The organism is Pseudomonas sp. SLBN-26 (assembly GCF_006715895.1).
GTDB classification, from domain to species: Bacteria; Pseudomonadota; Gammaproteobacteria; order Pseudomonadales; family Pseudomonadaceae; genus Metapseudomonas; species Metapseudomonas otitidis.
In genome coordinates this window covers 1,992,281-2,004,998 of sequence record NZ_VFOB01000001.1, presented here as the reverse complement: position 1 = coordinate 2,004,998, position 12,718 = coordinate 1,992,281, and the positions used below count along the sequence as shown (strand labels likewise).

General features: G+C 66.8%; 14 protein-coding genes. 13 read left to right on the top strand and 1 reads right to left on the bottom strand.

The features are described 5' to 3' along the window. Positions 1 to 22: 22 nt before the first annotated feature. Entirely contained in the window at positions 23 to 775 is a 753-nt protein-coding gene (locus tag FBY21_RS09235) for an XRE family transcriptional regulator (RefSeq protein WP_142010529.1), read from the bottom strand. 110 nt (positions 776 to 885) lie between these two features. Between FBY21_RS09235 and FBY21_RS30235 the strand changes: the two genes are divergently transcribed. The 13 genes from FBY21_RS30235 (at position 886) to FBY21_RS09170 (ending at position 12,673) form a co-directional block, all read left to right on the top strand. Further along, positions 886 to 1,146, top strand: coding sequence for a transcriptional regulator (locus FBY21_RS30235; RefSeq protein ID WP_142010526.1), 261 nt, complete (start codon positions 886 to 888; stop codon positions 1,144 to 1,146). Between the two features lie 301 nt (positions 1,147 to 1,447). After that, a complete protein-coding gene (locus FBY21_RS09225) occupies positions 1,448 to 1,933 on the top strand; it encodes a phage regulatory CII family protein (RefSeq protein ID WP_232104199.1) in 486 nt (161 codons plus the stop codon). Further along, positions 1,926 to 2,150 (top strand): TraR/DksA C4-type zinc finger protein, encoded by a 225-nt coding sequence (locus FBY21_RS09220; RefSeq protein ID WP_142010521.1) that lies wholly within the window; start codon positions 1,926 to 1,928, stop codon positions 2,148 to 2,150. Before FBY21_RS09225 ends, FBY21_RS09220 begins: the two co-directional genes overlap by 8 nt. A gap of 7 nt (positions 2,151 to 2,157) precedes the next feature. After that, positions 2,158 to 4,374: a VapE domain-containing protein gene (locus FBY21_RS09215; RefSeq protein ID WP_142016369.1), complete on the top strand. Its 2,217-nt coding sequence runs from the start codon at positions 2,158 to 2,160 to the stop codon at positions 4,372 to 4,374. Beyond that, on the top strand, positions 4,371 to 4,730 hold the full coding sequence (locus FBY21_RS09210; protein WP_260845193.1) for a hypothetical protein: 360 nt from the start codon (positions 4,371 to 4,373) through the stop codon (positions 4,728 to 4,730). The genes FBY21_RS09215 and FBY21_RS09210 overlap by 4 nt, the downstream gene beginning before the upstream one ends. 569 nt (positions 4,731 to 5,299) lie before the next feature. After that, positions 5,300 to 5,680, top strand: coding sequence for a hypothetical protein (locus FBY21_RS09205; RefSeq protein WP_142010519.1), 381 nt, complete (start codon positions 5,300 to 5,302; stop codon positions 5,678 to 5,680). A 2-nt stretch (positions 5,681 to 5,682) separates the two neighbouring features. Further along, positions 5,683 to 6,471: a hypothetical protein gene (locus FBY21_RS09200; protein ID WP_142010516.1), complete on the top strand. Its 789-nt coding sequence runs from the start codon at positions 5,683 to 5,685 to the stop codon at positions 6,469 to 6,471. A 138-nt stretch (positions 6,472 to 6,609) separates the two neighbouring features. After that, positions 6,610 to 7,185: a terminase small subunit gene (locus FBY21_RS09195; protein ID WP_142010514.1), complete on the top strand. Its 576-nt coding sequence runs from the start codon at positions 6,610 to 6,612 to the stop codon at positions 7,183 to 7,185. Between the two features lie 2 nt (positions 7,186 to 7,187). After that, positions 7,188 to 9,164: a phage terminase large subunit family protein gene (locus FBY21_RS09190; RefSeq protein WP_142010512.1), complete on the top strand. Its 1,977-nt coding sequence runs from the start codon at positions 7,188 to 7,190 to the stop codon at positions 9,162 to 9,164. Positions 9,165 to 9,166: 2 nt separating this feature from the next. Then, entirely contained in the window at positions 9,167 to 9,394 is a 228-nt protein-coding gene (locus tag FBY21_RS09185) for a hypothetical protein (protein ID WP_074968265.1), read from the top strand. Further along, positions 9,391 to 10,842 (top strand): phage portal protein, encoded by a 1,452-nt coding sequence (locus FBY21_RS09180; RefSeq protein ID WP_142010509.1) that lies wholly within the window; start codon positions 9,391 to 9,393, stop codon positions 10,840 to 10,842. Before FBY21_RS09185 ends, FBY21_RS09180 begins: the two co-directional genes overlap by 4 nt. Continuing rightward, a complete protein-coding gene (locus FBY21_RS09175; RefSeq protein ID WP_142010507.1) occupies positions 10,839 to 12,041 on the top strand; it encodes a head maturation protease, ClpP-related in 1,203 nt (400 codons plus the stop codon). The genes FBY21_RS09180 and FBY21_RS09175 overlap by 4 nt, the downstream gene beginning before the upstream one ends. Next, positions 12,038 to 12,673: a head decoration protein gene (locus FBY21_RS09170; protein ID WP_142010505.1), complete on the top strand. Its 636-nt coding sequence runs from the start codon at positions 12,038 to 12,040 to the stop codon at positions 12,671 to 12,673. The genes FBY21_RS09175 and FBY21_RS09170 overlap by 4 nt, the downstream gene beginning before the upstream one ends. Positions 12,674 to 12,718 lie beyond the last annotated feature (45 nt).

Genomic DNA, 12,718 nt, shown 5'->3' with positions numbered 1-12,718 from the left:
CCCCGCTCTGCGGGGCTCGTTTTCAGCGGACCAGCCGAGGGGCTTTGCGGTGTCTGACTGTCGACCACCAGAACACCCAGCCGATGATCTGAATGTTCCGTGCCTGCATTTCCTCGACGGAATATTCCTCGTCCGGGTACTCCTCGCGGTTGAAGCTGCGAAGGCGAAGCCCGCCGCCGGGTAGGCGATAGAGGAATTTCACTCGCAGCATTCCGTCGTGCTCAAGGGCATAGATCTCGCCGTCGACGACGTTCGTGGTGGCGCGGTCCACGCCAATGGTGGAGCCATCCATGATCAGCGGCTCCATGCTGTTTCCCTTGACCGGCGCGCAGATCGCGGAGGAGGGGTCTACGCCCGATGCGCGCAGCGTCGCATAGGAGAAGCGGAGCTTGCGGCCCGCGACGTGGCGAACGGCGGTGCGGCCGTTCCCGGCTGATATCTCGACTTCCTTGTAGAGCGGCAATTCCACCTCGTCTTCGTCGACTGGGGTTGAGTCGTCCCAGGGCAGCAGCGGCTCAAGGATCAGGGGGGCGCCATCACGAGGGACAGGCTCCCCATCCTGCTCTCCCGTAGCCAGCCAGGTTGGGCTGACACGCAGTGCGCGGGCGATCTCGACGAGCTTCCGGCTGCTGCTCGACTTGCCCGTGACGAGCTTGTGAATGGTGTTCTGCGACACGCCTGCAGCTTCCGCGAGCGATTCCTGCGTCATGCGGGCATCGTTCATGGCGTGCTTGAGGCGGTCCTGGAGGGTGGTGGTGTCGGGGGCTTTGGTCATGCTGCAAGGCTATAACTTTGGTTGTAGGTGAGCAAAAAGCCAAAGCGTTGACGTTCATATAGCTTTGGTTGTAGTGTGGCGCCGAATTTCAAGAACACCGAGGAACACACATGGACCCCTCCCGCCCTTCAGCTGAAGCCCTGACTCGGGTTCTTCAGCTCTGTGACAACAACCAGTCCGAGCTTGCCCGCCGTCTGGGTGGAACCATCAAGCAGTCTTACGTCTGGAAGTGGATTCGCGCTGGCAAGGTCCCGGCGGAGCGAGTGCCTGCAGTTTGCAAGGCGGTTGGAAATCGAGTCCTTCCGCATGAGCTTCGCCCCGACCTGCCGGATGTCTTTCCGATCCCGGACAGGCTTTCTGAAGCAGCCTAGAAAAAAGGCGCCCTGAGGCGCCTCGATTCCCCCGGTTCACGTCCGCCAAGACGTGGACCAAGCCCAGGCACGGATGCCTGGTGTTGCCCGCCACCGCGCCAACGGTGGCGGGCTGTTGGGCGGGGTCTGCGCGGAGCGCGGGCCTCGCCCTTGGGGGCAGACGGCTAGTCCTACCACAGAGTCGCCGTCTGCCTGTGGACCACCTTGCAAGTGACCACGGCGCAACTGTAGCAAGCGGGGGCACGTCGGTCACTGGCAGTCTTTCGAGCGAATTGCCATGACCCGAAACCGGTTTGGCAGCATGGAGCGTGCTCGCCGCACGTTATTGACGCTGCCCCAGGCACTCAACCGTGCCGCCCATGATTACCCCGGCGGTGCGACCGCCATTGCGGCTGTCGACGGTGCTAACCCGACGACGCTGAACCACAAGCTGTCCCTCACCAACACCACCCATACGCCGAGCATCCGTGACCTGGAGATGATCCTGGACCTGACGCGGGACCGGCGCATCGTGGACGCCATCCTGCACCCCATCGGCTATGTGGGCATCGATGTGTCCGACCTCCGCGAGACCGATTCGCCCCGCGCGCTGCTGCAGGGGATCAGCGAGATGCTGACCCAGGAAGGCGAGCTGACCCAGCACCTGAGCAAGAGCCTGGATGACGACAGGCTCGACGCCTATGAGCTGGCCGAGTTCGAGCTGCTGGCCGAGCGACTGGTACAGGCGGTGTTCCGCCTGGGGGCGGCGGTGCGCAAGAAGCATCGGGAGGGCGTCGACCATGGCTGACCTTGCCGATCGCGCTGATGAGCAACACGAGCTGTCCATGGAGGCTTTCCAGCGAAGCCTGTTGAGCCGTGCCGAGGCCGAGTGCCTGGAGACGTGCGAGGACTGCGGGGAGGAGATTCCGCAGGCCCGGCGTGAGGCGCTGAAGGGGCAGGGGTGCACGCTGTGCATTGGCTGCCAGGAAATCAACGACCACCGGAGGGCGGTGCTCTATGGCTGACTTCGATCTGCTGGATGACGTGCTCAAGCAACTGCAGGACTACGGGCTGCGGCCCGCTACGCCGCTGGTGGTGGGCAAGCGGGTGCGCTGCGAGGCGGAGAACGACAAGGCGCCGGAGAAGACGGGCTGGTACGTGATCTACGAGCACCTGACCAGCGACCACCGGACGATCTACTGCGGCGCTTACGGTGATTGGCGCCAGGGCGAGAAGGGCAGCTGGCAGCGCATCAAGCCCAAGGGTGGCCGACTCTCGGCGGAGGACCGGGAGGTGATGAAGAAGCGGGCGGAGGAGGGCCAGCGCAAGGCCGCCGAGGCCGAGGTGCGCAAGCACCGTACGGCCGCCCGGCGCGCGGCGGCGATGTGGAAGAAGCTGCCGGAGAAGGGGACTTCGCTGTACGTGGAGCGCAAGCGGGTGGTGGCCTTCGGGCTGCGCTACTCGAAGAAGTCGGGCGCCGCCCTGGTGCCGATGCGGCGGGTTAAGGACGGTCAGTTGAGCGGCCTGCAGGTGCTGTATCCGCAGGTGCAGGCGGATACCGGCCGGGACAAGTCCTACTGGCCTTACGGGCTGGAGAAGGAAGGCGCGGCCCACATCATCGGCCCCGACCCGGAGCCGGGTGATGTGGTGCTGGTGTGCGAGGGCTACGCGACCGGCGCGAGCCTGCACATGGCGACCAATTTGCCGACGGTGGTGTGCTTCGATGCGGGCAACCTGCTGCCGGTGGGCAAGGCACTGCGCGAGCGCTATCCGGGCCGGCAGTTGCTGTTCTGCGCGGACGATGACTGGAAGACGGTGATTAACGGCAAGCCCCACAACACGGGGCGTATCCGCGCGGAGAACGCGGCGACGGTGACCGGTGGGCAGGTGGTGCTGCCGGTGTTCGACAACGACCGCGAGGAACGTTGGACGGACTTCAACGACCTGCACTGTGCGGAGGGGCTGGAGACGGTGCGCCGCCAGGTGATGGCGGCGGTGAAGCCGGCCGCGGACGAGCCGTGGCGGGAGCAGCTGCTGTTCACGGCGAAGGGCGGGATGGTGGCCCATGCGTTCAACGTGGCGCTGATCCTGGGGAATGACCGGCGCTGGAAGGGGGTGATCGCCTATGACTCCTTCAGCTCGAAGATCCGCAAGCTGAAGACGCCGCCCTATGGTGGCGCGCCGGGGGACTGGTCCGACCTGGACGACGTGCGCGTGACGCTCTGGCTGGCGGATGTGTACGGGCTGTGCGTGAAGTCCGCGACGGTGCTGGAGGCAGTCAACGCGGTGGCCCATGACAATGCCTTCCACCCGGTGCGGCAGTACCTCGACGGGCTGGCCTGGGACGGGACCCCGCGCCTGGAGCAGTGGCTGCAGAACCACCTGGGGGTGCCGGACAGCGAGTACGTGCGGCGGGTAGGGAAGCGCTGGATGGTGTCGGCCGTTGCGCGGGTGTTCTCGCCCGGCTGCAAGGCGGACTCGGTGTTGATCCTTGAGGGCCTGCAGGGCGCGGGCAAGTCGACCTCGATGGCGGTGCTGGGCGGCGAGTGGTTCATGGATACGCCGTTCAACCTGGGCGACAAGGACGGCTATCAGGCGATCCGGGGTAAGTGGATCGTCGAGCTGGGCGAGCTGGATGCCTTCAACAAGGCGGAGAGCACTCGGGCGAAACAGTTCTTCAGCGCCTCGGTGGACACCTACCGCGAGAGCTACGGCCGCCGTGTGCTGGATGTGCCCCGGCAGTGCGTGTTCGTGGGCACCACCAACCAGGACGAGTACCTGAAGGACGACACGGGCAACCGCCGCTATTGGCCGGTGACCTGCACCCGCGTGGACATCGAGGGGCTACGGGCCAGCCGCGAGCAGCTATGGGCCGAGGCCGTGGCAGCCTATCGCGCGGGCGATGTGTGGTGGGTGGAGCGTGATGAGGCGGAGCTGTTTGCAGCCGAGCAGGACAAGCGCTACCAGGCCGACATGTGGGAGGAGCCGATCATCCATTACCTGATGCACCAGCACATCGGTGACGCGGTGACGGGTGCGCACATCCTGGAGAAGGCCTTGAACATCGATCCCAGTCACTGGGGCAAGCCGGAGCAGATGCGGGTCGGGAAGATCATGCATCGGCTGAAGTGGCCGCGGCGCCGCAAGGGCTCGGGGCCGGGCGGTGTGCGTGGTTATGAGTACCAGAAGCCCAACGACTGGAAGCGCGGGCAGCAGCCCATGCCGCTGAAGAAGGAGAGCGCGTTTTGATCCCGGAAATGGATGAGATGCTGCAGCTCTGGGCGAGGGACATGCACAGCCCGGAAGGGGCCGAGGTGGGCACCGGCAGCGTGCTGGGCCGGTTGATGGACTGCCGAGGGGAGGTGATTCGCGGCTCGGCCAGGCAGTCGCGGATGCTGCTGTCCTGGAGTGCGGACATCGAGCTGATCGTGAATAAGCACCTCGCGCCGGTTCTCGCACGGGTGGTGCGTGAGCACTACGTGTATCGGAACAAGCCGGAGTACCTGAAGTGGGAGGCGTGTGGCTGTGGCCGAACGCAGTTCTATGAGCGCCTGCATTCCGCCCACCTGGAAATTGCCGGTATGCTGCTGGAGCGCGTAGCGTGATTTCGCGCTTCGCCTCGCATGGTCTTCCCTGCTTTTTTGCTGGGGGGACGCCTGAAAGCGGCGCCATATCTGGCGTCGTCCTACTAGCCCACCTTTTCATGACGCCCGCACGTGAGGTGCGCAGGCAGGGGTACGCGCGCGCGTCACGCGCAGCGTATTTATATCCCTTCCTTTACGTGAGAAAGGAATATCAAGGTAGGACGGTAGGGAAGGGCATTGATGCTGCTGGTGTTTGTGCGTCTTGCCTGCTGCTTTCGGTGTGGGGCGCAAGGTCGGCGGGCCTGCGGCGCTGTAGCCAGTGGTGTTATATCGCCGCTGATTGCCGGTGCGTTTCCGTTGATGGTGTGGTGGCAGCGCTTTTGCGTTGCTGCCACCGGATTGGAGGGGTATAAATCACGCATCTTCGAAGAGGTGCACCCAGCACCAACACACCAAACCCGGCCGATGTGCCGGGTTTTTTATTTCTCGCACCGCCAGGCGGTGCCGGCCCCTGAGATGGGCCACCCGCACCCCGCCTCGGCGGGGTTTTCTTTTGGCCCGACGAGGGCAGAGCAATGAGGAAAGCAATCATGACGGAGCCAGCTACCACAGCTGTTGGCGGCCTGGCCCTGTACAAGTTGGGCGCCCTCGGGGCGTTCGCTACCGTGGCCGTCGCCGTAGTGGTGATGGCCATGACCCTGCCGCGCACCGCCCGCGAGTTCACCGTGGCGCTGATCAGCACCGTGGTGGCCAGCCTGCTGGGCGGCGCGTTCGTGATCCGCTGGCTGGATATCGGCCACTGGATCAACGACGACATAGGGCTGCTCGGCCTGGGTGCGGTGGTATTCGTGTGCGGCCTGCCCGCCTGGGTCTCGGTGCGAGGCTGGTTCGCCTACACCGAGGCGAGCAAGGGCCGCACGCTGCTGGAGCTGATCCGCGAATTGCGCGGCGCCGTGAAGGGCGAGGGGTAGAGGTGTTCTCTGTAACAGCCTCGGGCCTGGAGGAAGCCCTCGCCGGTCTGAGCGACATCGAGCGCACACAGTTGCCGTTCGCTATGGCGCTGGCCCTTACCCGAACCGCGCAGGTGGTGGCTCAGGACATCCGGGCCGAGATGTCGGTCGTGTTCGACCGGCCCACGCCCGCCACCCTGAACAGCCTGTTCCTTGAACCCGCAACCAAGCAGAGGCTGGAAGCGCGGGTATGGATCAAGGACGGCAGGACTCGCAACGGAAAGGGCAACCTGATCGGGCGCGAGGGTGTATGGGGCAAGGGTAGGGCGGCCTCCAAATGGTTGACGCCCGAGATCTTCGGCGGGCCGAGAAGCCACAAGGCCATCGACTCGATGCTGCGACGCCGAGGGGTTCTGAAGCATGGGCAGTACGTTCTCCCGGGGCGTCGCGCTGAGCTGGACCAGTTCGGGAACATGTCGAGCGGCTTGATCGGCAAGATCCTCAGTGGTGCCGGCCTCTACACGGAGGAGGGCTACAAGGCGAACGCAACGGACAGCAAGCAGAGCAAGGCGAAGAGGAACAATCGTTACTTCGTCATGCACGACAAGAGGCGCGGTCCCTTCGCGGTTGCAGAGCGGACGAGTGACGCACGTAGAGGGCTTCGCATCGTGCTGGCGTTCGTGAACAAGACGCCGACCTACCGCTCGGCGCTCAACTTCTTCGAGATCGCCGAGCAGGTCGCCCGGACCGAGCTGCCCGAGCAGTTCCGCCGCGCGATGGCCGAAGCGCTCCGCACCCGGCGAAAGCGCTGACCCGGGGCCCCTGACAGGGGGCACCCAACAGGGGTAATTCGAGCCCCGTTTCTGAATTAGTGGCAGGGTCTGGAGGTTAGTTAACAGGGGTTAACCGGTTAACTCGCCTCGGCCTGCCCGGTTAACAGGGGCCATGTCATGGAGTTGATGACCCAATCGGAGTTCGCGGCGCGTCGTGGCTGGTCCCGCGCCTACGTCTCCAAGCTGAAGGCCCAGGGCCGCCTGGTCCTGGACGAGGGCGGAAAGATCGATGTCGCCGCCACCGAGCAGCTGCTGGCCGAGTCCAGCGACCCGAGCAAGGCCGCGGTGGCCGAGCGTCACCAGCGCGACCGTGCCGACAAGGACGTGCACGCCCACGTCACCCCCGCCGCCCCGGCTTCCCTACCACCACAGCCTGGCGGCGGCAGCGCGAACTTCCAGAAGGCTCGCGCACACCGCGAGCACTACCTGGCGCTGCTGGCCGAAGACGAGTTCCGCAAGGGTCGCGGCGAGCTGGTGGAGCGCGAGGTGGTCGACCGCACCGCGTTCGACGTAGCCCGCACCCTGCGCGACCTGCTGATGGGCCTGCCCACCAAGGTCGCCGGGGAGCTGGTGGCGATCACCGATCCCTGGGAGATGGAGCAGCGGCTGACGGCGCTGATCCGTGCCGCCCTGGTCGACGCCGCCAGCCAGATCCAACCACCTGACGACAGTGAGGCCGAGGAGGCCGCATAGCCATGCACCACCACTATGCCGACGGTGCCGCCGCGTACCGGGCGGCATACGTCAGGGGCCTGACTCCCGACCCCGAGCTGTGGGTCGATCAGTGGGCCGACGAGTTCCAGCGCATCCCCCGCGAGGCCGGCGCGGCAGAGCCCGGCAAGTACCACACCGAGCGCACGCCCTACGCCCGGGAGCCGATGCAGTGCCTGTCCCCGGCGCACCCCGCCAAGCGCGTCGTCACCATGGTGGCCTCGCAGCTGATGAAGACCCAGATCGGCCTGAACTGGATCGGCGCCTGCATCCACCGGGCGCCGGCCAACATCCTCGCGCTGTTGCCCAGCCTCGGCCTGGCCAAGCGGGTCTCCTCGCGGATCGGCAAGAACATCGACGCCGTTCCCCAGCTGCGGGCACGGGTCGCCAAGGCTCGCTCCCGGGACGCCCGCAACACCATCGACACCAAGGAATTCGAGGGCGGGACGCTGTACTGCACCACGGCCGGCTCCGCCTCCAACCTCGCGGAACTGGCGGCGCGCTACATCTACGGCGACGAGATCGACCGCTGGGAGATCGACATCAACGGCGAGGGTGACCCAGTCGAACTGGCCGAGGCGCGCGGCTCCACCTTCGGCCGCCGCGCCAAGTTCTATTACTCCAGCTCGCCCACCATCAAGGGCGTGTCGAAGATTGCCGACCTGTTCGAGCAGAGCGACCAGCGCCACTACTACGTGCCCTGTCCGCACTGCCGGCACATGCAGGTGCTGGAGTGGGAGAACCTGAAGTACAGCGACGACTTCGCCCGCGTCGACTACCTCTGCGCCAACGAGGAATGCCACGCGCAGATCGAAGAGTCGAGCAAGGCCTGGATGCTCGCCAACGGCGAATGGCGCGCCCACGGCACGGGGGATGGCGAGACGGTCGGCTTCTACCTCAACGCCCTGTATGCGCCCCTTGGCTGGGTCAGCTGGGCCGGCCTGGCCAAGCAGTACGTCAAGGCCAAGCGCGCCGAGGAGCGTGGCGACCTGGAGCCCATGCAGGTGTTCTACAACACCCGCCTGGCACGGGTCTGGGATGCCTCCCAGGAAATGACCAACGCCAGCGAACTGAAGGCGCGGGCCGAAGACTACCCCCTGGGCCAGGTGCCCAATGGTGCCGTCATCCTGACCGCCGCCGTGGACACCCAGGGCGACCGCCTGGAGCTGCTGGTGATCGGCTGGGGCGAAGGTATGGAGCGCTGGGTGGTGGATCACCAGGTGCTGATGGGCAACCCCTCCGACCTGCGCACCTGGGACCTGCTCGACGAGCAGCTCAAGCGCCGCTATCGGCACGCCTCGGGCGTCGAGCTGGCCATCGTCGCCACCGCCATCGACTCCGGCGGCCACCACACGGACGAGGTCTACCAGTTCGCCCGCCTGCGGCGCTGGCGCAACGTCCTGGCCATCCGTGGCCACAGCAAGCCCGGCCGGCCCGTGATCGCGCAGCGGCCTTCGAAGGTGGACTACACCTGGCAGGGCAAAACGGAAAAGGGTGGCGTCGAGCTGTGGATGATCGGCACCGACACCGCCAAGGACTGGATCTACAACCGCTATCCACTGGCCGAAGGGCCCGGCGCGCTGCACTTCTCCAAGGACCTGGCGGACGACTTTTACGACCAGATCGTGGCCGAACGGAAGATCACCCGCTACGTGAAGGGCCACAAGCGCACTGAGTATGTGAAGCCCAAGTCGGCCCGCAACGAAGGGCTCGACCTGCTCACCTACAACCTGGCCATGGCCCATTACCTGGGCATGAACCGCTACAGCGTCAACGACTGGGCCCGGCTCCGCCAGGCGGTGTCCCAGGCCAGCCTGTTCGCAGACCCGGTGCCACAGCTCAGCAACCCGGCCGCCCCGGAGCCGCAGCGCGAAAGCGCCGCGCCCGCAGCGGCTGCACCGAAACAACCCAACCCACTGGGGCGCCGCTTCACCCGGAGCAGCTACCTGAAACGGAGGTGACCATGTCTCCAGCCGAACAACGGCTTGCAGAAGTGCGGGAGTCGATCTCCGACATCCTCAAATACGGGCAGAGCGTTCGCAAAGGGGACCGGACCCTGGAAAGGGCCGACCTGGGCGCACTGAGGCAACTGGAATTGCAATGCGTCGAACAGGTCGGCCTGGAGAGGAACGCCGCCCGGCGCAGCCCGAAACAGATCCGCCTGAGCCACGGCGGCAAGGGGGTCCTATGAGTCGCCCGCGCCAGGCCGCCAAGCGCGTGCGGGCCAGCTACGAGTCAGCCGGCACCGGTCGGCGCGCAGCCAGCTGGGACGCGCCGGACGCCTCGCTCAACGCCCTCGCCACCGCCGCCTTGCCGACCCTGCGCAAGCGCAGCCGCGCGGCGGTCAAGAACGACCCCTACGCCTTCAGCGCCATCTCCAAGCGGGTCAGCAGCCTGATCGGCACCGGCATCGTGCCGCGCGCCAAGATCCAGGACCCGGCCATCCGCGCCGCGCTGCAGGAACTGTGGGACGACTGGACCGACGAGTCCGACGCCGACAACCTCACCGACTTCTACGGCCAGCAGGCGCTCGTCGCGCGGATGGTCGAGGAGAGCGGCGAGTGCTTCGTGCGGCTGCGCAACCGCCGCGCGGACGACGGCTACGCGGTACCGCTGCAGCTGCAACTGCTGCCCTCCGAGTTCGTCCCCGCGAACAAGAACTTCCGCACCAAAAGCGGGAACCTGGTGCGCGCGGGCATCGAGTTCGACCGCCGAGGGCAGCGGGTGGCGTACCTCATGTACCGCTACCACCCCGGCGACACTGCCGCCAGCCAGGGATACAACGAACTCTACCGGGTGCCGGCCAGCGAAGTGCTGCACATCTTCGAGCCGCTGGAGTCCGGCCAACTGCGTGGCATCCCCCGGCTCGCACCGGTGCTGCTGCGGCTCAAGTCCCTGGACAACTACGACGACGCCGTGCTGTTCCGGCAGGAGGTGGCCAACCTGTTCGCCGGCTTCATCAAGCGGCCGGTCAACGAGACCCGGCTCAACCTCGATCCGGTCTCAGGGCTGCCCCCCGTGGCGGACCGTGACGGCGCCTCCATGGTGGCCCTGGAGCCCGGAACCATGCAGGAGCTGGAGGAGGGGGAGGAAGTCATCTTTTCCGACCCCCCGGACGCCGGCAATTCCTATGTCGAGTTCATGCGGCAGCAGCTGCAGGCCGCCGCTGTCGGCGTCGACCTGCCCTACGAACTGCTGACCGGCGACATGGGCGACATCAGCGACCGCGTCCTGCGGGTGCTGATCAACGAGTTCCGCCGCCGCATCGAGCAGCTGCAGCACGCGGTCTACGTCTTCCAGCTCTGCCGCCCGGTGCGCCAGGCCTGGCTCGACACCGCCGTACTGAGTGGCGCCATCGATCTGCCGGACTACACCCGGCGCCGCCGCGAATACCAACGCACCCGCTGGGTACCCCAGGGCTGGGCCTACATCCACCCCGTCCAGGACCCCCAGGGCAAGATCCTGGAGATCAAGGGCGGCCTCGCCAGCCGCACCGAGCACGTGCTGCGCACCGGCATGGACGCCGAGCAGGTGGACGACGAGAACGCCCAGGACCAGCAGCGCGCCGCCCGGCTCGGCCTGCAATACACATCCGACCCCGTCGCCCCGGCGGCGAACCGCAAAGAGGTAACGACATGAACACCAAACTGAGCTACCGGCTGGCCGTGGCCATGCTGCTGGTCAGCCTGGGGATGGGCACCCTTGCCCGGCCCCGGGTACTGAACCGAGCCGGCCAGGCCCAGGTGCAGGACCAGCACTGGTACAGCATCAAAGCCCAGGGCGAGGGCACCCAGCGCGTCATCGAGGCCTATGTCTTCGGCGAGATCGGCACCTGGGGCCTCAGCTCCGGTGACTTCGTCGCCTCGCTCAAGGCCGCCGACGATGGCGTGTCGCCGGTGGTGGTGTATTTCGACACCATCGGCGGCGACTGCTTCGACGGCATCGCCATGCACAACCTGCTGGCCAGCCTGGGCGAGCGCTGCACCGCGCGCGTGGTCGGGGCCTGCTTCAGCGCCGGCAGCGTGGCCGCCAGTGGCGCCCACCGCGTCGAGATGGCCGACAACGCCCTGTGGATGATCCACAACCCCTGGACCTGGATGGCCGGCGACAGCGACGACCTGCGGCGAATGGCCGACATGATGGACAAAGCCACCGACGCCATCGTCGCCAGCTACCAGCACCGCCCGCTCACCCTCGACGAGGCCGAGCTGCGCCGCCTCATCACCGAAGAAACCTACATGACTGCCGAGGAGGCCAAGGCCGCCGGCTTCGTGGACGAAGTGCTGCAGGACTCCCAGCCGCTGGTGAGCAACAGCGAACGCGGCAAGATCCTCAACCGGTTCCGCAACCTGCCCGAATCGGCCCGCGCCCTGCTGGCCTCGGACCCGCCCGCCGACCCCCCGGCCGACCCGCCAGCAGACCCGGCGCCGGAGAACGAACCGGCACCCAGCGCCGAGCAGGTGGTGGCACTCACCAGCCAACTGCTGGCCGCCTGCAAGGAGGCCGGCCTGCAGGACCATTCCGCGCAGCTGCTCAAGGCCTGGGGCCTGAAGGGCGAAGCGGAGATCCGCGCAGTGATCGACCGAGGCAAGGCCCTCAAGGCCCTCTGTGACATGGCCAAGCTGCCCGGCGAGCTGGGTGGCCTGCTGGCCAGCGGCGCCGACGAGACAGCCGCCAAGGCGCTGCTCTACGACAAGGTCGCCGCCCGAAGCGGCACGGTCGAGCTGAGCAATCAGCCGCCGCTGGAGACCCTGCAGGACAAACCCGAGCGCCCGGCGCTCGACCCGATTGCCATCTACCAGAGCCGCCGCCAGCCGGCCAAAGGAGCCCGTAAATGAACATCCGCAAAGAGCGCCCCCACGCGGGCGCATTCCTCCTCTCGGAGGCCAACGGAACCCGCAGCCGCGAGATGATCATCATCACCGCCGGCTCCGGCATCCTTGATGCCGGCACCGTGATCGGCCGCATCACCAGCGGCAACACCATCAGCAGCGCCGCCAATGCCGGCAACACCGGCAACGGCGTCGTCTCCGGTGCCGCCGTCACCAGCGAGGCCCTGACCGGGGTCTACACCCTCAGCATCACCAAGGCAGTCGCCAACGGCGGCGAGTTCGAAGTGCGCACCCCGGGTGGCGAGGTGCTGGGCAAGGGCAAGGTGGGCACCGCCTTCAGCGTCGGCGGGCTCAGCTTTACCCTGGGCGACGGTGCCACCGACTTCGCCAAGGGTGACGGCTTCACCTTCACCGTGAAGGCCGGGCAGGGCGAGTGGGGCCCCTACAGCGACACCGGCACCGACGACGGCCGGCGCACCGCAGGCGGCATCCTGTTCGCCCCGGTGGATGCCACCGACACCGACGTAAAGGCCGTGGCCATCGTCCGTGACGCCGAGGTGGTCGAGCGGGCCCTGATCGGCCTGGACGCCCCCGCCCGCACCGACTTCGCCGGCCTGGGCATCGTCATCCGACCCTGACCCCTCACCCCAACCTGACACCCTGAGCCCCGCTGATGCGGGGCT

Coding starts and splice junctions, on each gene's coding strand:
- FBY21_RS09205 (WP_142010519.1), top strand. CDS start 5,300: ATGACGGAGCCAGCTACCACAGCTGTTGGCGGCCTGGCCCTGTACAAG.
- FBY21_RS09185 (WP_074968265.1), top strand. CDS start 9,167: ATGTCTCCAGCCGAACAACGGCTTGCAGAAGTGCGGGAGTCGATCTCC.
- FBY21_RS09220 (WP_142010521.1), top strand. CDS start 1,926: ATGGCTGACCTTGCCGATCGCGCTGATGAGCAACACGAGCTGTCCATG.
- FBY21_RS09195 (WP_142010514.1), top strand. CDS start 6,610: ATGGAGTTGATGACCCAATCGGAGTTCGCGGCGCGTCGTGGCTGGTCC.
- FBY21_RS09175 (WP_142010507.1), top strand. CDS start 10,839: ATGAACACCAAACTGAGCTACCGGCTGGCCGTGGCCATGCTGCTGGTC.
- FBY21_RS09190 (WP_142010512.1), top strand. CDS start 7,188: ATGCACCACCACTATGCCGACGGTGCCGCCGCGTACCGGGCGGCATAC.
- FBY21_RS09180 (WP_142010509.1), top strand. CDS start 9,391: ATGAGTCGCCCGCGCCAGGCCGCCAAGCGCGTGCGGGCCAGCTACGAG.
- FBY21_RS30235 (WP_142010526.1), top strand. CDS start 886: ATGGACCCCTCCCGCCCTTCAGCTGAAGCCCTGACTCGGGTTCTTCAG.
- FBY21_RS09170 (WP_142010505.1), top strand. CDS start 12,038: ATGAACATCCGCAAAGAGCGCCCCCACGCGGGCGCATTCCTCCTCTCG.
- FBY21_RS09225 (WP_232104199.1), top strand. CDS start 1,448: ATGGAGCGTGCTCGCCGCACGTTATTGACGCTGCCCCAGGCACTCAAC.
- FBY21_RS09235 (WP_142010529.1), bottom strand. CDS start 775: ATGACCAAAGCCCCCGACACCACCACCCTCCAGGACCGCCTCAAGCAC.